This window comes from Pseudomonas sp. Pseu.R1 (genome assembly GCF_045764065.1).
Classification (GTDB): Bacteria; Pseudomonadota; Gammaproteobacteria; order Pseudomonadales; family Pseudomonadaceae; genus Aquipseudomonas.
Genome location: NZ_JBJGEE020000001.1, coordinates 4818454 through 4837866 on the forward strand (window position 1 = coordinate 4818454; position 19413 = coordinate 4837866).

At 61.0% G+C, this 19413-nt stretch carries 14 protein-coding genes; 8 read left to right on the plus strand and 6 right to left on the minus strand.

The window, feature by feature from the left end; genetic code table 11:
* The first annotated feature begins 51 nt into the window (after positions 1 to 51).
* From ACI5GA_RS21950 to tadA, 5 genes are all read left to right on the plus strand, one after another.
* Positions 52 to 600 (plus strand): sugar ABC transporter ATPase, encoded by a 549-nt coding sequence (locus tag ACI5GA_RS21950; protein WP_404637340.1) that lies wholly within the window; start codon positions 52 to 54, stop codon positions 598 to 600.
* Positions 601 to 725: 125 nt separating this feature from the next.
* Positions 726 to 2195, plus strand: a complete 1470-nt coding sequence (guaB, locus tag ACI5GA_RS21955; RefSeq protein WP_404637342.1) for an IMP dehydrogenase — start codon at positions 726 to 728, stop codon at positions 2193 to 2195.
* A 100-nt stretch (positions 2196 to 2295) separates the two neighbouring features.
* Positions 2296 to 3873, plus strand: a complete 1578-nt coding sequence (gene guaA, locus ACI5GA_RS21960) for a glutamine-hydrolyzing GMP synthase (protein WP_404637344.1) — start codon at positions 2296 to 2298, stop codon at positions 3871 to 3873.
* A gap of 259 nt (positions 3874 to 4132) precedes the next feature.
* Complete coding sequence (locus tag ACI5GA_RS21965) at positions 4133 to 5506, plus strand: multicopper oxidase family protein (protein WP_421424248.1); 1374 nt, start codon at positions 4133 to 4135, stop codon at positions 5504 to 5506.
* Complete coding sequence (gene tadA / locus ACI5GA_RS21970) at positions 5506 to 5988, plus strand: tRNA adenosine(34) deaminase TadA (RefSeq protein WP_404637348.1); 483 nt, start codon at positions 5506 to 5508, stop codon at positions 5986 to 5988. The genes ACI5GA_RS21965 and tadA overlap by 1 nt, the downstream gene beginning before the upstream one ends.
* A 145-nt stretch (positions 5989 to 6133) precedes the next feature.
* On the opposite strand, the gene mltF is transcribed toward tadA, so the two are convergent.
* On the minus strand, positions 6134 to 7594 hold the full coding sequence (gene mltF, locus ACI5GA_RS21975; protein ID WP_404637350.1) for a membrane-bound lytic murein transglycosylase MltF: 1461 nt from the start codon (positions 7592 to 7594) through the stop codon (positions 6134 to 6136).
* Positions 7595 to 7808: 214 nt separating this feature from the next.
* Between mltF and purL the strand changes: the two genes are divergently transcribed.
* Positions 7809 to 11708, plus strand: coding sequence for a phosphoribosylformylglycinamidine synthase (gene purL, locus ACI5GA_RS21980; protein ID WP_421424249.1), 3900 nt, complete (start codon positions 7809 to 7811; stop codon positions 11706 to 11708).
* Positions 11709 to 11714: 6 nt separating this feature from the next.
* Positions 11715 to 12026 (plus strand): NGG1p interacting factor NIF3, encoded by a 312-nt coding sequence (locus ACI5GA_RS21985; protein WP_421424251.1) that lies wholly within the window; start codon positions 11715 to 11717, stop codon positions 12024 to 12026.
* Between the two features lie 26 nt (positions 12027 to 12052).
* Here ACI5GA_RS21985 and ACI5GA_RS21990 read toward each other — a convergent pair whose 3' ends face one another.
* From ACI5GA_RS21990 to ACI5GA_RS22010, 5 genes are all read right to left on the minus strand, one after another.
* A complete protein-coding gene (locus ACI5GA_RS21990) occupies positions 12053 to 13690 on the minus strand; it encodes a PTS transporter subunit EIIC (protein ID WP_421425508.1) in 1638 nt (545 codons plus the stop codon).
* Positions 13691 to 13771: 81 nt separating this feature from the next.
* Complete coding sequence (gene ptsP, locus ACI5GA_RS21995; RefSeq protein WP_421424252.1) at positions 13772 to 16303, minus strand: phosphoenolpyruvate--protein phosphotransferase; 2532 nt, start codon at positions 16301 to 16303, stop codon at positions 13772 to 13774.
* A 39-nt stretch (positions 16304 to 16342) separates the two neighbouring features.
* A complete protein-coding gene (locus ACI5GA_RS22000) occupies positions 16343 to 17353 on the minus strand; it encodes an SIS domain-containing protein (protein WP_421425509.1) in 1011 nt (336 codons plus the stop codon).
* A complete protein-coding gene (gene nagA, locus ACI5GA_RS22005) occupies positions 17346 to 18452 on the minus strand; it encodes an N-acetylglucosamine-6-phosphate deacetylase (RefSeq protein WP_421424253.1) in 1107 nt (368 codons plus the stop codon). The genes ACI5GA_RS22000 and nagA overlap by 8 nt, the downstream gene beginning before the upstream one ends.
* 17 nt (positions 18453 to 18469) lie before the next feature.
* Entirely contained in the window at positions 18470 to 19201 is a 732-nt protein-coding gene (locus tag ACI5GA_RS22010; protein ID WP_421424254.1) for a GntR family transcriptional regulator, read from the minus strand.
* Here ACI5GA_RS22010 and ACI5GA_RS22015 point away from each other — a divergent pair.
* A complete protein-coding gene (locus ACI5GA_RS22015) occupies positions 19196 to 19405 on the plus strand; it encodes a hypothetical protein (protein WP_421424256.1) in 210 nt (69 codons plus the stop codon). The two genes, ACI5GA_RS22010 and ACI5GA_RS22015, sit on opposite strands and share 6 nt — an antisense overlap.
* Positions 19406 to 19413: the final 8 nt, after the last annotated feature.

Consider the following 19413-nt stretch of genomic DNA (forward strand, 5'->3'; position numbering starts at 1 on the left):
GGCGTTGGCATTAAGCTGCCGCCCCCGATCCCGTGTCCGCCAGGCCTTGTCATGAACACCCAAAGCATCATCGTGCCGCAAATCTCCAGCTTTCCTGCCCATGAGGTGAAGGCGCGAGCGATTTTGCGTTGGCTGGTGAAGCTGGAAGTGGTGGAAGAGTCGCTGAGCACCTGCGGGCGCAGTTTCAACCGCATGGCCTACGCCATTGGTCCCGGTGCGCGGCGCTTCGTCGAACACCCGGATGCGCTGCCCTACGGCAAGCCGGTCAATGGTCTGGAAATCGTGCTCAAGCGTTGCATCTACACGCCCCAGCAGGGGTTCAAGGAAGAGGCCGGGTGCCCGGAGTGCCGCCGCGAGATCGGCGAGGCGCTGTTCGACAGCCTGGAAGAATGGATGCCGGGGCACACCGACAACTTCATCTGTCCCGAATGCCGCTTCGAAGACGACATCAACGGCTTTCTGTTTCTTGACCCGTGTGGGTTTTCCAACCTGGGATTCATCTTCAACGACTGGCTGGATGCGGGCTTCAAAGCCAGCTTTCTCGAAGAATTTGCCGAGCGACTTGATCGTCCTGTGTCGTTCGTCAAAGTGCGTTTATAAAGAAGGGACGTGCGATAGAGCCGTTCCATTGTATTGATTATGAAATAGCCTGATCTTTACGTTGAGCAAGGGTAGGTGTCTGGGTATAATGGCGCGCTTCCATTTTCCCGCTCGGGAGCCCAGCGATGCTGCGTATCAGCCAAGAAGCCCTTACATTCGACGATATTCTCCTTGTGCCCGGTTATTCCGAGGTGCTTCCCAACGAAGTCAGTCTGAAAACCCGATTGACCCGTGGCATCGAACTGAACATCCCCCTCGTTTCTGCCGCTATGGACACCGTCACTGAAGCCCGTCTGGCCATCGCCATGGCTCAGGAAGGCGGCATCGGCATCATCCACAAGAACATGACCATCGACCAGCAAGCCGCTGAAGTACGCAAGGTCAAGAAGTTCGAAGCGGGTGTGGTCAAGGATCCGATCACCATCGAGGCTGACGCCACTGTTCGCGATTTGTTCGAACTGACCCGTCAACACAACATTTCCGGCGTTCCGGTTCTGCACGACGGCGAGCTCGTCGGCATCGTGACCTCCCGTGATGTGCGTTTTGAAAATCGTCTTGATGTCCCTGTCCGCGAAGTGATGACGCCCAAAGAGCGTCTGGTCACCGTCCGCGAAGGCGCTGACAAGAACGAAGTCCGCGAGCTGCTGCACAAGCACCGTCTGGAAAAAGTGCTGATCGTTGACGGCAAGTTCGCACTCAAAGGCATGATGACCGTCAAGGACATCGAGAAAGCCAAAGCCTACCCGCTGGCCAGCAAGGATGATCAAGGTCGTCTGCGCGTTGGCGCTGCGGTCGGCACCGGCAAAGACACGGGCGAGCGCGTCACCGCGCTGGTTGCAGCAGGCGTTGACGTCATCGTCGTCGACACCGCTCACGGTCATTCCAAGGGCGTGATCGACCGCGTTCGCTGGGTCAAACAGAACTTCCCTGAGGTTCAGGTCATCGGCGGCAACATCGCCACCGGCGAAGCGGCTCGCGCACTGGTTGAAGCAGGCGCTGACGGCGTGAAAGTCGGTATCGGCCCAGGTTCGATCTGCACCACCCGTATCGTTGCCGGTGTCGGCGTGCCGCAAATCAGCGCCGTTGCCAACGTCGCCGCTGCGCTGGAAGGCACTGATGTTCCTCTGATCGCCGATGGCGGCATCCGTTTCTCCGGTGACTTGTCCAAAGCCATCGTTGCAGGCGCCTATAGCGTGATGATGGGGTCGATGTTCGCCGGTACCGAAGAAGCGCCGGGCGAAATCGAACTGTTCCAGGGTCGCTCCTACAAGGCTTACCGCGGCATGGGTTCGCTGGGCGCGATGTCCCAGGCGCAAGGCTCTTCCGACCGCTATTTCCAGGATTCGTCCGCAGGTGCCGAGAAACTGGTACCGGAAGGTATCGAAGGTCGCGTTGCCTACAAGGGCTCGCTGTCTGCCATCATCCATCAACTGATGGGCGGCCTGCGTTCCTCCATGGGCTACACCGGTAGCGCCAACATTCAGGAAATGCGCACCAAGCCTGAATTCGTTCGCATCACCGGTGCAGGCATGGCCGAATCCCACGTTCACGACGTGCAGATCACCAAAGAAGCGCCGAACTATCGCGTAGGGTGATTGGAAATGCGCCCGGTGATTCGGGCGCGTTTCAAGAATTCTGTAGCGGGGCTGTTCATTACAGCCCCGTCTTGTTTCTGATTTTCGACGAGAATGACTCATGGCCCTCGACATTCACGCCCACCGTATCCTCATCCTGGACTTCGGTTCTCAATACACCCAACTGATCGCCCGTCGCGTACGTGAAATCGGCGTGTACTGCGAACTGCACCCGTTCGACATGGACGACGAAGCGATTCGCGAATTCGCTCCCAAAGGCGTCATCCTCGCCGGTGGTCCCGAGTCCGTGCACGAAGCCGACAGCCCGCGTTGCCCGCAAGCGGTATTTGACCTGGGCGTGCCGGTTTTCGGCATCTGCTACGGCATGCAGACCATGGCTGAGCAACTGGGCGGTAAGGTTGAAGGCTCCGATCTGCGTGAGTTTGGCTATGCCCGTGTTGATGTCGTCGGCAAGAGCCGCCTGCTCGACGGTATCGAAGACCATGTCGATGCTGACGGCCTGCTGGGCCTTGACGTCTGGATGAGCCACGGTGACAAAGTCACCAAACTGCCTTCCGAATTCCACATTTTGGCCAGCACCCCAAGCTGCCCGATCGCTGGCATGGCTGATGACGCTCGCGGCTACTACGGCGTGCAGTTTCACCCGGAAGTGACCCACACCAAGCAAGGCGGTCGCATCCTGTCGCGTTTCATCCTCGACATCTGCGGTTGCGAAGCCCTGTGGACGCCGTCGAAGATCGCTGAAGACGCCATCGCTCAAGTTCGCGCTCAAGTGGGCACTGACAATGTGCTGCTGGGCCTGTCCGGCGGTGTTGACTCCTCGGTGGTTGCGGCGCTGCTGCACAAAGCGATCGGCGATCAACTGACCTGCGTGTTCGTCGACAACGGCCTGCTGCGCCTGCACGAAGGCGAGCAAGTGATGGCTATGTTCGCCGAGAACATGGGCGTCAAAGTGATTCGCGCCAACGCCGAAGATCAGTTCCTCAACAATCTGGCCGGTGAAGCCGACCCAGAGAAGAAGCGCAAGATCATTGGCCGCACGTTCATCGACGTATTCGATGCCGAGTCGGCCAAACTGCACAACATCAAATTCCTGGCTCAGGGCACCATTTATCCTGACGTGATCGAGTCCGCTGGCGCCAAGAGCGGCAAGGCTCACGTCATCAAGTCGCACCACAACGTGGGCGGCCTGCCGGAAGAAATGAACCTGAAACTGGTCGAGCCACTGCGCGAACTGTTCAAGGATGAAGTCCGCCGTCTGGGTCTGGAGTTGGGCCTGCCGTACGACATGGTCTATCGCCACCCGTTCCCGGGGCCGGGCCTGGGCGTGCGTATCCTGGGTGAAGTGAAGAAGGAATATGCCGACCTGCTGCGCCGTGCGGACCACATCTTCATCGAAGAACTTCGTAAAGCCGACTGGTATCACAAAGTCAGCCAGGCCTTCGTCGTTTTCCAGCCGGTGAAATCGGTTGGCGTGGTCGGTGACGGCCGTCGTTACGCCTGGGTTGTGGCTCTGCGTGCTGTGGAAACCATCGACTTCATGACCGCGCGCTGGGCACACCTGCCGTACGAACTGCTGGAGACCGTCAGCGGCCGGATCATCAACGAGATCGATGGCATCTCCCGCGTCACGTATGACGTGTCGAGCAAGCCGCCAGCGACGATCGAGTGGGAATGATACTGAGCGTCTAACCTCGCGCAGTAGTAAAGCCGGATGCAGCCTCTTACAGGTTTCATCCGGCTTTTTCATTTCTGCACGGTGGCGCCAGATGCGGTGCGGCGCTGCCTGCCGCTCGTGTGTTCGATTGCTACGAAATATGTACTGCGCCCAGAGTTCGCTTATTTTTCCTCAAGTGCAGGTGTATCGTGTTTGCCCCTCGCAAGGCCTCTCGCCAAGCGTTTTATCCTCACTTGATTTCATGAAGGTGCGCGATCGGATGTCCTTTACCCGTCGACAAATTCTCGGAGGGCTGGCCGGTCTTGCCGTCGTCGGCCTAGGTGCGGGCGGTGCTTCGCGCTACTGGCTCGGCCAGCGTGGGCCGGGAGAAGGCCACGATTACGAACTGATCGCTGCGCCGCTGGACGTCGAGCTGGTGCCCGGTTTCAACACCCCTGCATGGGCCTTCGGCGCAACAGCGCCGGGAACCGAGTTGCGAGTGCGTCAGGGTGAGTGGTTGCGGGTGCGGTTCATCAACCGTTTGCCGGTCGAGACCACCATCCACTGGCACGGCATTCGTCTGCCACTGGAAATGGACGGCGTGCCTTATGTGTCCCAACTGCCGGTCAAGCCGGGTGAATACTTCGATTACAAGTTCCGCGTACCGGACGCAGGTAGTTATTGGTATCACCCCCACGTCAGCAGCAGCGAAGAGCTGGGACGCGGGTTGGTTGGGCCACTGATTGTCGAAGAGCGCGAGCCCACCGGATTTGCCCATGAGCGTACCGTTAGCCTGAAAAGCTGGCATGTGGATGAGCAGGGCGCGTTTACAGAATTCAGCGTCACCCGCGAGGCCGCTCGCGAAGGCACGGCCGGGCGGCTTTCGACCATCAACGGGGTGCCTCAAGGTGTGGTGGAGTTGCCTGCGGGGCAGATCACCCGCGTGCGCATTCTCAACCTCGATAACACCGTCACCTATCGGCTGAACCTGCCGGATGCCAACGCGATGATTTATGCGCTGGACGGCAACCCGGTCAAGCCCCGCCCACTGGGCAAGGATTACTGGCTCGGGCCGGGGATGCGAATCTGTCTGGCGATCAAGGCCCCGGCAGTGGGCGAAGAGTTGTCCCTGCGTAACGGCCCCGTCCGTTTGGGCACGTTTCGTTCCGTTGCCAGCAATGACGCGCCGGGTGACTGGCCGCCCGAGCTGCCTGCCAACCCGGTGGCCGAACCGGATCTGGCCAACGCCGAGAAGCTCAACTTCAATTTCGAGTGGGCAGGCGCGGTGTCCGTCAACGTCGACAATGGCAAGCCGCCGAGCCTCTGGCAGATCAACGGCCAGGCGTGGGACATCACCGACAAGACCTGCGCCGACAGACCCATCGCCAAACTGGAGAGGGGCAAGAGCTACATCTTCGAACTGAAGAACATGACCCAGTATCAGCACCCGATTCATTTGCATGGCATGAGCTTCAAGGTGATTGCGTCGAATCGCAAAGAAGTCATTCCGTATTTCACCGACACCTACCTCTTAGGGCGAAACGAGCGCGCACGGGTCGCGCTGGTAGCGGATAATCCCGGTGTGTGGATGTTCCACTGCCATGTGATCGATCACATGGAAACCGGTCTTATGGCAGCTATCGAGGTTTCTTAATGCGGCAGCCGCAAATCATTGATCGCAGCCGCGATCAGCATTTCATGCGTGAGGCCCTGGCGCTCGCCGCCGAAGGGGCGATGCTGGGCGAGGTGCCGGTGGGCGCTGTAGTGGTTCACGACGGCGTGATTATTGGCCGCGGTTATAACTGCCCGATCAGCGGCAGCGACCCCAGCGCCCACGCCGAGATGGTCGCTATTCGAGCGGCGGCGCAGGCGGTGAGCAATTATCGCCTGCCGGGTAGCACGCTGTACGTCACACTGGAGCCGTGCAGCATGTGTGCGGGGCTGATTGTGCATTCGCGCATCGGTCGAGTGGTTTATGGGGCAGCGGAGCCGAAGGCAGGGGTGGTGCAGAGTCAGGGGCAGTTCTTCAGCCAGCCGTTCCTTAATCATCGCGTGCTGTTCGAGGGCGGCGTGCTGGCGGAGGAGTGCGGGACGATTTTGAGTGAGTTTTTCAAGATGAGAAGGGCGAAGGGGTAGGCGTGTATCAAGTCACCGCCTTCCCTGTGGGAGCGAATTCATTCGCGATAGATGTATCAGGCGATAGGTATACGTCGTTTGCACCGGCCTCTCGCGAATGAATTCGGCCCCACAAAGGCTCGGCGTTCGATTCAGACTGGAAACACTAAAGCGGCGCCTTGTCTTCCGGCGGTTTGGTCTTGTCCACACCCGGCACATGTAGATTACCTTCGGCGATCTGGCTGCCTTCCAGCTGCGGTTGTGTGACCCACGTCAGGATGTCGTAATAGCGACGGATGTTGGCCACGAAGCTGACGGGCTCGCCGCCGCGCGCATAGCCATAACGGGTTTTGCTGTACCACTTCTTCTGTGACAGACGTGGCAGCATTTTCTTCACGTCCAGCCACTTGTTCGGATTCAGCCCTTCGCTCTCGGCCATTTTACGCGCGTCATCGAGGTGGCCGGTGCCGATGTTGTAGGACGCCAGCGCAAGCCACGTGCGATCCGGTTCCTGAATCGTATCGTCGAGTTGTTCTTTCACGTAGGCAAAATACTTGGCGCCGCCCTGAATGCTCTGTTTGGCGTCCAGCCGGTTGGAAACCCCCATGGCCTGCGCCGTGCTTTGGGTCAGCATCATCAGCCCACGAACGCCGGTTTTGGACGTGACAGCCGGTTGCCAGAGCGATTCCTGGTAACCAATGGCAGCCAGAAGGCGCCAGTCGACCTGTTCTTCCTTGGCCGCCGCCTGGAAGTGCTTCTCATATTTGGGCAGACGTTCCTGCAAATGCTGAGCGAAGGTGTAGGCGCCGACATAACCAAGGACGTCCACATGCCCGTAGTAGCGGTCCTTGAGCCGCTGGAGCATGCCGTTTTTCTGCATCTTGTCGAGGAAGGCGTTGATCTCGTTCAGCAGGCTGTTGTCATCGCCCAGTGCCACGGCCCAACGTTGATCGCGGCCATCACCCAGATCGAACGCCACGCGTACGTTAGGGAAATACACCTGGTTCATCGCCAGTTCGTTGGAGTCCACCAGTGTCAGGTCGATCTGGCCTTCATCCACCATGCGCAACAAGTCAACGACTTCAACCTGGTCCGACTCTTCGTAATTGATGCCGGGGTACTTGACCTTTAGCGCTGCCAGTTGCTCGGCGTGGCTGCTGCCTTTGAGAACGAGGATTTTCTTGCCCACCAGATCGCCGGGGTCGGTGGGCCGGGACTGGCCATTGCGGTAAATGACCTGGGGCGTGACTTCCAGATACGAATGAGAGAAACGCACCTGTTTGGCGCGGTTCTCGGTGCTGACCAGTCCGGCGGCCGCCAACACAGGCCCTCCGGGTTTGTTCATCTGGTCGAACAGGTCGTCGAGGTTGTCGGCGGTTTCGATCTTCAGTTCAACGCCCAGATCGTCGGCGAAACGCTTCACCAGTTCGTACTCGAAACCGGTTTCACCGTTGCGATCCTGGAAGTAGGTAGCCGGGCTGTTGCGGGTGACCACGCGCAGCACGCCATCCTCCTTGACTCGTTCCAGTGTGTTGGGTTTTTCAACACAGGCGCCGAGCAGCAGGAAGATTCCGGTTGCGATGAGCCACTTGGCACAGCGTGGGCGGAAATCCGATGGGGAAAACATCGGTGCAGTATACGCAAAGCGCGTTGAGCGCCATATCTCGACAGAGCAGGTTGCGTCTGATAGAGCACACAGTTTTTTAATGGATTTTTCCGGCAAACCGTCTCGCACCGACATTCGGGTGTCGCGCGACCTTCGTTTCGGGTGCCGAAAGGTCGCGTTTAGGCTAGAATGCACGGCCTCAAAGCACACCCCCTTCCCCGAGGCTGTCCCGACGATGTTGATCCTGCGTGGTGCTCCCGCCCTTTCCGCCTTCCGCCACAAGAAATTACTTGAGCAGCTGACCGACAAGGTTTCGGCTGTCAGTGGCCTGTACGCTGAATTCGCTCACTTCGCTGAAGTAACCGGCGTTCTGGACGAGACGGAGCAACAAGTCCTTGCCCGTCTGCTGAAATACGGCCCGAGCGTGCCGGTTCAGGAGCCTCGCGGTCGTCTGTTCCTGGTGTTGCCGCGTTTCGGCACCATCTCGCCATGGTCGAGCAAGGCCACGGACATCGCGCGCAACTGCAGCCTGACCAAGATCCAGCGCATCGAGCGCGGTATTGCCTTTTATGTAGAAGGCCAGTTCAGCGACGCTGACGCGCAAGTCATCTCGGATGCGCTGCATGACCGCATGACTCAGGTCGTGCTCGCCGCGCTGGAAGAGGCCTCGGGCCTGTTCAGCCACGCGCAGCCCAAGCCACTCACCGCCGTGGACGTGTTGGGTGGCGGTCGCGCCGCACTGGAAAAAGCCAACGTCGATCTGGGGCTGGCCCTGGCTGAAGACGAAATCGATTATCTGGTCAACGCCTTCGTTGGCCTCAAGCGCAACCCGCACGACATCGAACTGATGATGTTCGCCCAGGCGAACTCCGAGCACTGCCGCCACAAGATTTTCAACGCCAGTTGGGACATCGACGGCCAGAGCCAGGAAAAAAGCCTGTTCGGCATGATCAAGAACACCTATCAGATGCACAACGAAGGCGTGTTGTCGGCTTATAAAGACAACGCTTCGGTCATCGTGGGTAGCGTTGCCGGTCGTTTCTTCCCGAACCCTGAAACCCGTCAGTACGGCGCGGTGCAGGAGCCGGTACACATCCTGATGAAGGTCGAGACCCACAACCACCCGACCGCCATTGCACCGTTCCCGGGCGCATCCACCGGTTCCGGTGGCGAGATCCGCGACGAAGGTGCTACCGGTCGTGGCGCCAAGCCGAAGGCGGGTCTGACCGGCTTCACCGTTTCCAACCTGAACATTCCGGGTTTCGAGCAGCCTTGGGAAAAGCCGTACGGCAAGCCTGAGCGCATCGTCACGCCGCTGGACATCATGATCGAAGGCCCGCTGGGCGGCGCTGCGTTCAACAACGAATTCGGCCGTCCAGCCCTGACCGGCTATTTCCGTACCTTCGAGCAATCGATCAAGACCCCGCGCGGCGAAGAAGTCCGTGGCTACCACAAGCCGATCATGCTGGCCGGTGGTATGGGCAACATCCGTGAAGAGCACGTGCAAAAGGGCGAAATCACTGTCGGCGCCAAGCTGATCGTGCTCGGCGGCCCGGCGATGCTGATCGGGCTGGGCGGCGGCGCTGCGTCTTCCATGGCCACCGGCACCAGTTCGGCGGATCTGGACTTCGCCTCGGTCCAGCGTGAAAACCCGGAAATGGAGCGTCGTTGCCAGGAAGTCATCGACCGTTGCTGGCAGTTGGGTGACAAGAACCCGATCGCGTTCATCCACGACGTCGGCGCTGGTGGTATCTCCAACGCCTTCCCGGAACTGGTCAACGATGGCGGCCGTGGCGGTCGCTTCGAACTGCGCAACGTGCCGAACGACGAGCCGGGCATGGCGCCGCACGAAATCTGGAGCAACGAATCCCAGGAGCGTTACGTGCTGGCCGTCAGCGCCGTCGATTTCGAGCGTTTCCAGGCGATCTGCGAACGCGAACGTTGCCCGTTCGCCGTCGTGGGCGAGGCGACCGAAGAGCCGCAACTGACCGTTACTGACAGCCATTTCAACAACACGCCGGTGGACATGCCGCTGGAAGTGCTGCTGGGCAAGCCGCCACGCATGCATCGCAGCGCCACCCGCGAAGCTGAACTGGGCGATGATTTCGACCCGAATACCCTGAATCTGGAAGACAGCGTTCAGCGCGTATTGCGTCACCCCGCCGTGGCCAGCAAGAGCTTCCTGATCACGATCGGCGACCGCACCATTACCGGTCTGGTCAACCGCGACCAGATGGTCGGCCCATGGCAGGTGCCGGTGGCGGACGTGGCCGTAACCGCCACCAGCTTCGACGTGTACACCGGCGAATCCATGGCGATGGGCGAGCGTACCCCACTGGCGCTGCTGGATGCTCCGGCGTCCGGGCGCATGGCAATTGGTGAAACCATCACCAACATCGCGGCGTCGCGCATCGAGAAGATTTCCGACATCAAATTGTCGGCCAACTGGATGTCCGCTGCCGGTCACCCTGGCGAAGACGCGCGTCTGTACGACACCGTCAAGGCTGTGGGTATGGAACTGTGCCCTGAGTTGGGCATCACCATTCCGGTGGGCAAGGACTCCATGTCCATGAAAACCCGCTGGAGCGACGAAGGCACCGAGAAAACCGTGACCTCGCCGCTGTCGCTGATCATCACCGGTTTTGCGCCGGTGACTGACGTGCGCAAGACCCTGACCCCGCAACTGCGCATGGACAAGGGCGAAACGGACCTGATCCTGATCGACCTGGGCCGTGGCAAGAACCGCATGGGCGCGTCGATTCTCGCGCAGACCCACGGTCTGCTGGGCCAGGCTGCGCCGGACGTGGACAACGCCGAAGACCTGAAAGCGTTCTTCGCCGTGATCCAGGGCCTGAACGCCGACGGCCATCTGCTGGCCTATCACGACCGTTCCGACGGCGGTCTGATGACCACCGCGCTGGAAATGGCCTTCGCCGGTCACTGCGGTCTGAACCTGAAGCTGGAAACCCTGACCAGCAAGGTTGAGAAAGCCGCTGCCATCCTGTTCAACGAAGAGCTGGGTGCCGTGATTCAGGTGCGTCAGGACGCGACCCCTGTCGTGCTCGCGCAGTTCAGCGCAGCCGGTCTGGGCGAAGACTGCGTGGCGGTCATCGGCAAGCCGATCAACAACAGCGAAATCACTATCAGTCTGAACGGCGAAGAACTGTTCAAGGGCGACCGTCGTTTGCTGCAACGCCAGTGGGCGGAAACCAGCTACCAGATCCAGCGTCTGCGTGATAACGCCGATTGCGCCGATCAGGAATTCGACGCACTGCTGGAAGAAGACAACCCGGGCCTGAACGTCAAGCTGGGCTATGACGTCAACGACAACATCGCTGCGCCTTACATCAAGAAAGGTGTGCGCCCACAAGTGGCGATCCTGCGTGAGCAGGGTGTGAACGGCCAAGTGGAAATGGCTGCTGCGTTCGACCGCGCCGGTTTCGCCTCGGTTGATGTGCACATGAGCGACATCCTGGCGGGCCGCGTTGACCTGAACGCGTTCAAAGGTCTGGTGGCATGCGGTGGCTTCTCGTACGGCGACGTACTGGGTGCCGGTGAAGGCTGGGCCAAGTCCGCGCTGTTCAACGCTCGCGCACGTGACGCGTTCCAGGGCTTCTTCGAGCGTACCGACAGCTTCGCCCTGGGCGTGTGTAACGGTTGCCAGATGATGTCGAACCTCAGCGAATTGATTCCGGGCAGTGAGTTCTGGCCGCACTTCGTGCGCAACCGTTCGGAGCAGTTCGAAGGGCGTGTGGCGATGGTGGAAATCCAGAAGTCGGCGTCGATCTTCCTGCAAGGCATGGCCGGTTCGCGTATGCCGATCGCCATCGCCCACGGCGAGGGCCATGCGGAATTCAAATCGCCAGAAGCGCTGCTGGAAACCGACGTGTCGGGCACCGTGGCCATGCGTTTTGTCGACAACCACGGCAAGGTTACCGAAACCTATCCGGCCAACCCGAACGGCTCGCCGCGCGGTATCACCGGCCTGACCACTCGCGACGGTCGCGTCACCATCATGATGCCGCACCCTGAGCGTGTGTTCCGTGCCGTGAACAACTCGTGGCGTCCGGATGAGTGGAACGAAGACGGCGCGTGGATGCGTATGTTCAGAAACGCGCGCGTCTGGGTGAACTGATACGCGATGTACAAGCTCGCCTTCTTCGTGCCGCCGAGCCATGTGGAGCAGGTCAAAAGCGCGTTGTTCGCCGCCGGTGCAGGGCGAATCGGCGCGTATGACAGCTGCTCATGGCAGGTGCTCGGTCAAGGCCAGTTCCGCCCGCTGGACGGCAGCCAGCCGTTCATTGGGCAGGCTGGCCAGGTCGAGACGGTGGACGAGTGGAAGGTCGAGCTTGTGGTGGCCGATGAGTTGATTCAGCAGGCGGTGGCGGCCCTCAAAAACACCCACCCCTACGAAACCCCGGCTTATGAAGTGTGGAAGCTCGCGGATTTCTAGCGTCCACCGCAAATTCTCTGTAGCAGTCACCTTCCGTTAACCATCCCCCGCAACGCCTCACTCAGCCCTTGAGCGTCATTCCCCACCAACACATGCCACACGCCATCCCCCAGATTTCTCACCCCTTGAGAGCCCAGTGCGTCCAGTTGATTGACCGCTAGCGTTTGTCCTTCCTTTAATTGCACGCGCAGGCGCGTCAGGGCCACGCATTCGACACTCATCACCGCCTTGCCGCCCAGTGCGGTGAACCATTGCTCTGCTTGAACGCGGTTGATGAACTGGCCCGTTGCAGCATCAACGGTCGGGATAGTCACCGAACCTCCTGTCGCATGCGGCAGGGCATTACGCAGTTCATCCGCCAGCCCATCCGCCATTGGCCCCACCACCACCTGCAGGCTCCCTGCATTGCCTGGCCTCACCACCGCCATCGCGCCGAGGGTTTTCAACTCACTGTCCTGCGCCTTGCTGCGGTCCACCAGTTGCAGGCGCAGGCGCGTGGTGCAGGCATCAATGCTCAGCAGGTTGTCGGCGCCGCCCAACGCCTTGATATACGCCCCTGCACGATCACTTTGCGTCATATGAGAGGCGCTGGTCGCCGCCTGTTCGCGGCCCGGCGTCTTCAGGTTGAAGCGCTTGATGCACTGATCGAAGACCACGTAGTACACCAGCGCGTAGGCCAGCCCCAGCGGGAAGACCAGCCAGCCATTGGTGGACTTGCCCCAGCCCAGCGCCATGTCGATGGCGCCACCGGAAAACGTGAAGCCCAAATGGATATTCAGCAGGTTCGCCAGCGCCATCGAAAGGCCGGTCAACAGCGCATGCAGTACGTACAACAGGGGCGCAAGGAACATGAAGGCGAATTCGATGGGTTCGGTCACACCCGTCAGCGCCGAGGTCAGGGCCATCGACAGCAGGATTCCGCCGATCAGCTTGCGTTGCTCCGGCAGCGCGTTGCGGTACATCGCCAGGCAAGCCGCAGGCAGGCCGAAAATCATCATGGGAAACATGCCGGTCATGAACTGGCCTGCGTGGGGATCGCCGGCGAAGTAACGCGCCAGATCGCCCGTCACCGCGCGTCCGGTGTCCGGGTCCGAGAAAGTGCCGAAGACGAACCACACCAGATTGTTCAGGATATGGTGCAGGCCGGTGATGATCAGAATGCGGTTCATCACCCCGAAGAAGAACGCGCCGATGCTCCCGCTTTCCAGCATCAGTTGGCCCAGCCCATTGATGCTCTGCTGAACCGGCGGCCAGATCAGGCCGAACAACAGGCCCAGTGCCACCGCCGAAAGACCCGTGACAATCGGCACGAAGCGCCGTCCGCCAAAGAATGCCAAGTACTCGGGCAGGGCGATGTCCTTGAAGCGGTTGTACATCGCGCCGCCCAGCAACCCGGCAATGATCCCGGCGAGCATGCCCATGTCGATGTGCGGGTCGAGCACCTTGAGCGTCGAGGTCATCACCAGATAGCCAATCGCGCCGGCCAGCCCGGCAGTGCCGTTGTTGTCGCGGGCAAACCCCACGGCGATGCCGATGGAAAAGATCAATGCCAGGTTGCTGAAGATCGCATTGCCCGCCGAGTGGATGATTGCGATGTCCAGCAGGTCAGTGTCGCCCAGGCGCAGCAGCAATCCGGCAATGGGCAGAATGGCGATGGGCAGCATCAACGCGCGCCCCAGTCGCTGTAACCCCTCGATGAAGTGTTGATACACGGCGTCTCTCCTTGGGTTGTTTGTTCTTGTTATTCAGGCGATGACTGCGCGAGGCAGGACTTGAGTCTGAAACGTCCGACAGGCCTCGCGGACGGCTTGCGCGCTGGTCAGGGTCAACAGGTGCTGTGCCAGTGCCTGACATTGCCGGGTGTCCAGATCGCGCACCTGTGCCTTGATTTCAGCGACGTGTGGCGGGCTGACCGACAACTCGCGCACGCCCAGCCCGATCAGCGCAGCCGTTGCCAGCGGGTCTGACGCCAACGCGCCACACACGCCAACCCAACGGCTTTTCGCGTCGGCGGCAGAGCAGGTCATGGCGATCAATCTGAGCAAGGCCGGATGCAGAGCGTCGACACGCGCGGCGAGCCCGGCGTGATCACGGTCCATCGCCAGGGTGTACTGCGACAGGTCGTTGGTGCCGATGGACAGAAAGTCAGCGTGTTCGGCCAATTGGTCGGCGAGCAGCGCGGCGGATGGCACTTCGATCATCACGCCCAGTTCGGGACGTTCGGTGAGTCCCGTTTCCTGTGCGAGTTCGTCGATGCGCGCCCGCACCGCCAGCAACTCGCTGACTTCGGTGATCATCGGCAGCAGGATTCGGCAGCGCGCCAAGGGGCGAACCCGCAACAGCGCACGCAGTTGGTGATCGAGCAGTTCGGGACGTGCCTGGCCCAGACGAATGCCGCGCAGGCCCAGCACCGGATTGGCTTCGGCGGGGAGGGGCAGGTAATCCAGTTGCTTGTCGCCGCCGATGTCGATGGTGCGAATGATCACCGACTTCTCGGGCATGGCGTCGAGCACCGATTGGTACGCCGACAATTGCTCCTCTTCGGTCGGTGCGGTGCTGCGGTCGACGAACAGGAATTCCGTGCGCAGCAGGCCCACGCCGTCCGCGCCGTTGAGTTGAGCGTTCTCGGCATCAGCACGGGACACGACGTTGGCAGCGACATCGATAACCACGCTGTCTCGCGTCAGCGCAGGTGGGTGGGCCTGTTGCTGCTGAAGCTGGCGTCGCTCGAAACGTTGTGTGCGAAGTGTCTGAATTTCCCGCAGGCGAGCGTCATCAGGCTTGAGTTCAAGGCGCCCGTTATCGGCATCCAGTACGGTTTCATGGTTTTGCGCGACATTGAACAACTCGGGACCCATCGCCACCAGACAGGGCAAACCTTTGCCGCGAGCCAGAATGGCGACGTGGGATGTGGCGCCGCCGTTGGCCATGCAGATGCCGCCGATACCGCAGCGTTCCAGCATCAACAGGTCCGAGGGTGTCAGCTCATGGGCGACGATGATGGCGCCTGGTGGTATCTCCACATCGCGAGCGTCACCCAACAAGTTCAACAGCACCCGCTGGCGAAGATCGCGCAGGTCGTTGGCACGTTCGGCGAGCAACGGGTTGTCGAGTTTTTCCAGCATTGTGCACTGGGCCAATACTGCCTGGCTCCAGGCATGGGTGGCACTGCGGCCTTGATCGATGGCATCGTACGCGGCGTCGAGCAAGGCCGGGTCTTCGAGCATTGCCAAATGGGTGGCAAAAATCGCGCTTTGCTCGTGATGACCAGAGTCGACCGATGCGCTGATATCGGCGCGGACCTCTACCAGTGCGTGGCTCAGAATCTGGTGTTGTTCTTCTGGTCGGTGATCGCCGGTGTCTTCATCCAGTTCGATTGTGTCCAGCCGAAACAGCGGCCCGCTGATCAGGCCGGGGGAGGCAATGACGCCGTGCATGACGCCTTGCTCGGTATTCGGGTGGGCACGAGGAGGGATGGCTGCCAGCGGGGCGTGGGATGTATCGTCAGCGGAAGGTGTCGACAGTGCCTTGAGCAGCGCCTGTAACGCGATGTCGCTGTCATGCCCCAGGCACACCACTTCCACTTCATCCTGCTCCGCCACGCCCAGTCCCATCAGGCCGGTCACGCTGTCGGTGGATGCACTGACCCCGGCAAAGTGCAGCTCGACCTGGCTGGCAAACTGGCGAGCGGTCTGACGCACCATAGCTGCCGGGCGGGCATGCAGGCCACCGGAGTGGGCCACGCGAATACGACCGCGGGCCTGGCTGGCCTGAACACCGCTATCTGAGGTGTTTTGTGTGTTTTGGGCCAACGAAGTGACGACCAGCAGCGGCTCTCCGACGTTGGCTGCGCCTGGCCCACGGACGGGGGACAGCGCGAACTGATCGCCGTTAAGCAGAATCAGGGGGCTGATCAGACTGCGGCTTTTGCAAGCCACCTTGTCCAGATCGAAGCGCAGCAATGGCTGGCCTTGCTCGATCCGCTGACCGTCCGTCACCAGCGCTTCAAATCCGTCGCCGTTGAGTCCGACGGTGTCGATGCCCACATGCAGCAGCCATTCGCTGCCATTGTCGGCGCGCAGATTGACCGCATGGCGGGTGCGCGCGACGTTGATCACCACCCCGGCGAACGGCGCATGCAGCACGTCATCCAGTGGGTCGATGGCCAGGCCGTCGCCCATGGCGCCCTCGGCGAAGACCGGGTCGGGAATCTGCGCCCGTTTCAGTAAGGCTCCGCTGAACGGGGCGCTGAACGTCATTTGTTTATTGTTATGCATGACATCGTCCTTGCTGGCGTCGGTCGAGGCGGCGCGGAATCAATGGGTTTTGGTGACTTTGCTCAGGTGCCTGGGTTGATCGGGGTTCAGCCCTCGGGCGCGGGCGAGCCCTGCGGCCATCACGTAGAAGCTCTGGATGGCGAGGATCGGGTCGAGGGCCGGGTGATCGGCGCAGCTCAACGTCAGGTCGCGCTCGGCGATGTTCTCGGGCGCGGCCAGCAACACACTCGCGCCGCGCGAGCGCATGTCGGCAGCGAGGGCCAACAGGCTGGCCTGTTCGGCGCCACGGGGGGCGAAAATCAGCATCGGGTAGTGATCACCCACCAAGGCCATCGGGCCATGACGCACCTCGGCGCTGCTGAACGCCTCGGCCTGAATGCCGGAGGTTTCCTTGAACTTGAGTGCCGCTTCCTGAGCGATGGCGAAGCCGGTGCCACGGCCGATGACCATCAGCCGCTGACAGCCACGCAACGTATTGATCGCGGTCGACCAGTCCTGACGCGCCGCGTGGTGCAGGCGCTCGGGCAAGGTGTTGCCCGCGTCGAGCAGGTCGGTATCTTGCTGCCAGTGAGCCACCAAACGGGCGCTGGCGCTCAGGGTGGCGATGAAGCTTTTGGTCGCGGCAACGCTCAACTCGGGTCCGGCACTGAGGGGCAGCACGTACTCACAGGCGTGTTCCAGTGGCGAGCCTTCAGCGTTGACCATCGCAATGCTCAATGCCCCGCGTTCGCGCAACGTGCGCAGGCTGTCCACCAGGTCCGGGCTTTGGCCAGATTGTGAGAAGCCGATGACCGGCTGATTTTTTACCTGCATGGGGGCGTCGTGCAGTGTGACCACTGACATCGGCAGCGACGCCACCGGCACGCCTGTCAATTGCATGGCCAGGTAGGCGAAGTAGCTGGCGGCGTGATCAGAGCTGCCCCGCGCCACGGTCAGGATCACCTGCGGATTTGACTCACGCAGGCACGCGGCCAGGTCGATCAGGCGGGGTTCCAGCACCTCCAGTTGGCGCTGAACTGCGTGCGCAGAGGCCAGTGCCTCATCAAGCATTTTCGAGTTCAAGGGTCTCTCCTTCGACCATGACGGAAGTGAGTTTCAGATCGCGGTCCAGGTAAACGGCGTCGGCCCAACTGCCGATTTGCAGGCGGCCGCGTTCTTCGATGCCCAGATAATCCGCAGGGAATTGCGACAGGCGTTGTGAGGCTTCGGCCAAGGGCAGGCCGATCTTCACCAGATTGCGCAGCGCCTGGTCCATGGTCAGGGTGCTGCCCGCCAGGGTGCCGTCGGGCAGGCGCACGCCGCCCAGGCATTTGGTCACGGTGTGGCTGCCGAGCTTGTACTCGCCGTCCGGCATACCGGTGGCGGCGGTCGAATCGGTGACGCAGTAAAGGCAGGGAATCGAGCGCAAAGCGACACGGATTGCACCGGGGTGAACATGCAGCAGGTCGGGAATCAGTTCGGCGTAGCGGGCGTGGGCCAGCGCCGCACCGACGATCCCTGGCTCGCGGTGGTGCAGCGGGCTCATGGCGTTGTACAGGTGAGTGAAGCTGGTCGCCCCGGCGTCGAGGGCTTTGACGCCTTCTTCATAGCTGCCCAAGGTGTGGCCGATTTGCAGCCGCACACCACGGGATGACAGGGTCTTGATCAGTTCGACATGCCCGGAAATCTCAGGGGCGATGGTGATGACCTTGATCGGCGCCAGACGCAGGTACGCCTTGACCTCGCTCAGCAACGCGGCATGGGCATGGTTGGGTTGGGCACCGAGTTTTCCGGGATTGATGTAGGGGCCTTCCAGGTGTACGCCCAATACGCGGGCGGTTTCCGGTGCGCGCTGCTGACAAAACCCACCCAGTTGTTCGAGCACCTGAGCGATTTCGGCGGACGGCGCGGTCATGGTGGTGGCCAGCATCGACGTTGTGCCGAAGCGCAGGTGGGTGCGGGCAATGGTGGCGAAGCTGTCGGCGCCTTCCATGATGTCGCGCCCGCCACCGCCATGGACGTGCAGGTCGATGAAGCCGGGCAGCAGATAGGGCCGATCATTGTCCTGTGGGTCGCAGGGGACGCCGTGAATACTCATCACCCGACCGTCACGGTGCTGCAATTCGCCGAGTATCCAGCCGGTGGGGGTGAGGATGTTGAAATCGGGCATGGAGGCTCCGTGCTGGCTCATCGACGAAGCTCGGCGACGAAATCGTAGTAATCGTCGCGGCAGTAGGTGTCGGTCAGCTCGATGGGGGTGTTGTCGGCCAGATAACCGATCCGGGTCATCAGCAACATGGCGGTGCCGGTTTCGATGCCGACCAGCGCGGCCATTTCCTCTGAGGCGTTGATGGCGCGAATGTGTTGCAGCGCGCGCACCACGGGGCGGCCAATGGCATCCAGATGGGCATACAGCGAATCGCCAATGGCTTGCGGGTCGGGCAACAACGCGGCAGGCAACGTGCTTAACTCCACGGCCATGACGATGCCATCGGCTTTGCGCAGGCGCTTGAGGCGGGCGACGTTCTCGGTCGGCGACAGGCTGAGACGGATCAGTTCTTCGTGGGTAGGCAGGGCGATGTTGCGTTCCAGCCACTGCGAACTGGGGGTGAATCCCTTCAGGCGCAGCATTTCGCTGAAGCTGGACAGTCGCGACAGCGGTTGTTCGAGGCGTGGCGTAATAAAGGTGCCTGACCCTTGGCTGCGGCGGATCAGGCCTTGTCCCAGCAGGATTTCCAGCGCCTTGCGGGCGGTGACCCGGGAAATGTTCAGGGTTTCGCTGAGGTTGCGTTCGGACGGCAGCGCCTGTTCGGCTTTCCACTGACCGGCATGAATGGCCGCTTCCAGATTGCGCGCCAGTTGCAGATAAAGCGGCGTGGGCTGGCTGTCGTCGGGACGCAGGGCGAGGATCGATTGCATGAAAAGAGTCCGAAGGGGTTGGTTTTATGTTCGGAGATGCAGTCGAAAGTAATACCACTTGAATACCACGTCAACGGGATTGGTATCAGATGGGAGGGTTTTTGGTCACAGGGCGGTGACGTTTTGGTGGTGGTGGTGGTGGTGGTGGTGGTGGTGGTGGTGGTGGTGGTGCTGGGCGCGCATTTATGCCGTTGGCAGCAGTGAATCGCGTT

What these genes read in the sequence shown, in the direction of transcription:
- ptsP (WP_421424252.1), bottom strand. Translation starts at nt 16,303, where the DNA reads ATGCATAACAATAAACAAATGACGTTCAGCGCCCCGTTCAGCGGAGCC.
- guaA (WP_404637344.1), top strand. Translation starts at nt 2,296, where the DNA reads ATGGCCCTCGACATTCACGCCCACCGTATCCTCATCCTGGACTTCGGT.
- ACI5GA_RS22000 (WP_421425509.1), bottom strand. Translation starts at nt 17,353, where the DNA reads ATGCTTGATGAGGCACTGGCCTCTGCGCACGCAGTTCAGCGCCAACTG.
- purL (WP_421424249.1), top strand. Translation starts at nt 7,809, where the DNA reads ATGTTGATCCTGCGTGGTGCTCCCGCCCTTTCCGCCTTCCGCCACAAG.
- mltF (WP_404637350.1), bottom strand. Translation starts at nt 7,594, where the DNA reads ATGTTTTCCCCATCGGATTTCCGCCCACGCTGTGCCAAGTGGCTCATC.
- ACI5GA_RS22010 (WP_421424254.1), bottom strand. Translation starts at nt 19,201, where the DNA reads ATGCAATCGATCCTCGCCCTGCGTCCCGACGACAGCCAGCCCACGCCG.
- ACI5GA_RS21985 (WP_421424251.1), top strand. Translation starts at nt 11,715, where the DNA reads ATGTACAAGCTCGCCTTCTTCGTGCCGCCGAGCCATGTGGAGCAGGTC.
- nagA (WP_421424253.1), bottom strand. Translation starts at nt 18,452, where the DNA reads ATGCCCGATTTCAACATCCTCACCCCCACCGGCTGGATACTCGGCGAA.
- ACI5GA_RS21990 (WP_421425508.1), bottom strand. Translation starts at nt 13,690, where the DNA reads ATGCTGCCCATCGCCATTCTGCCCATTGCCGGATTGCTGCTGCGCCTG.
- ACI5GA_RS21950 (WP_404637340.1), top strand. Translation starts at nt 52, where the DNA reads ATGAACACCCAAAGCATCATCGTGCCGCAAATCTCCAGCTTTCCTGCC.
- tadA (WP_404637348.1), top strand. Translation starts at nt 5,506, where the DNA reads ATGCGGCAGCCGCAAATCATTGATCGCAGCCGCGATCAGCATTTCATG.
- ACI5GA_RS21965 (WP_421424248.1), top strand. Translation starts at nt 4,133, where the DNA reads ATGTCCTTTACCCGTCGACAAATTCTCGGAGGGCTGGCCGGTCTTGCC.
- guaB (WP_404637342.1), top strand. Translation starts at nt 726, where the DNA reads ATGCTGCGTATCAGCCAAGAAGCCCTTACATTCGACGATATTCTCCTT.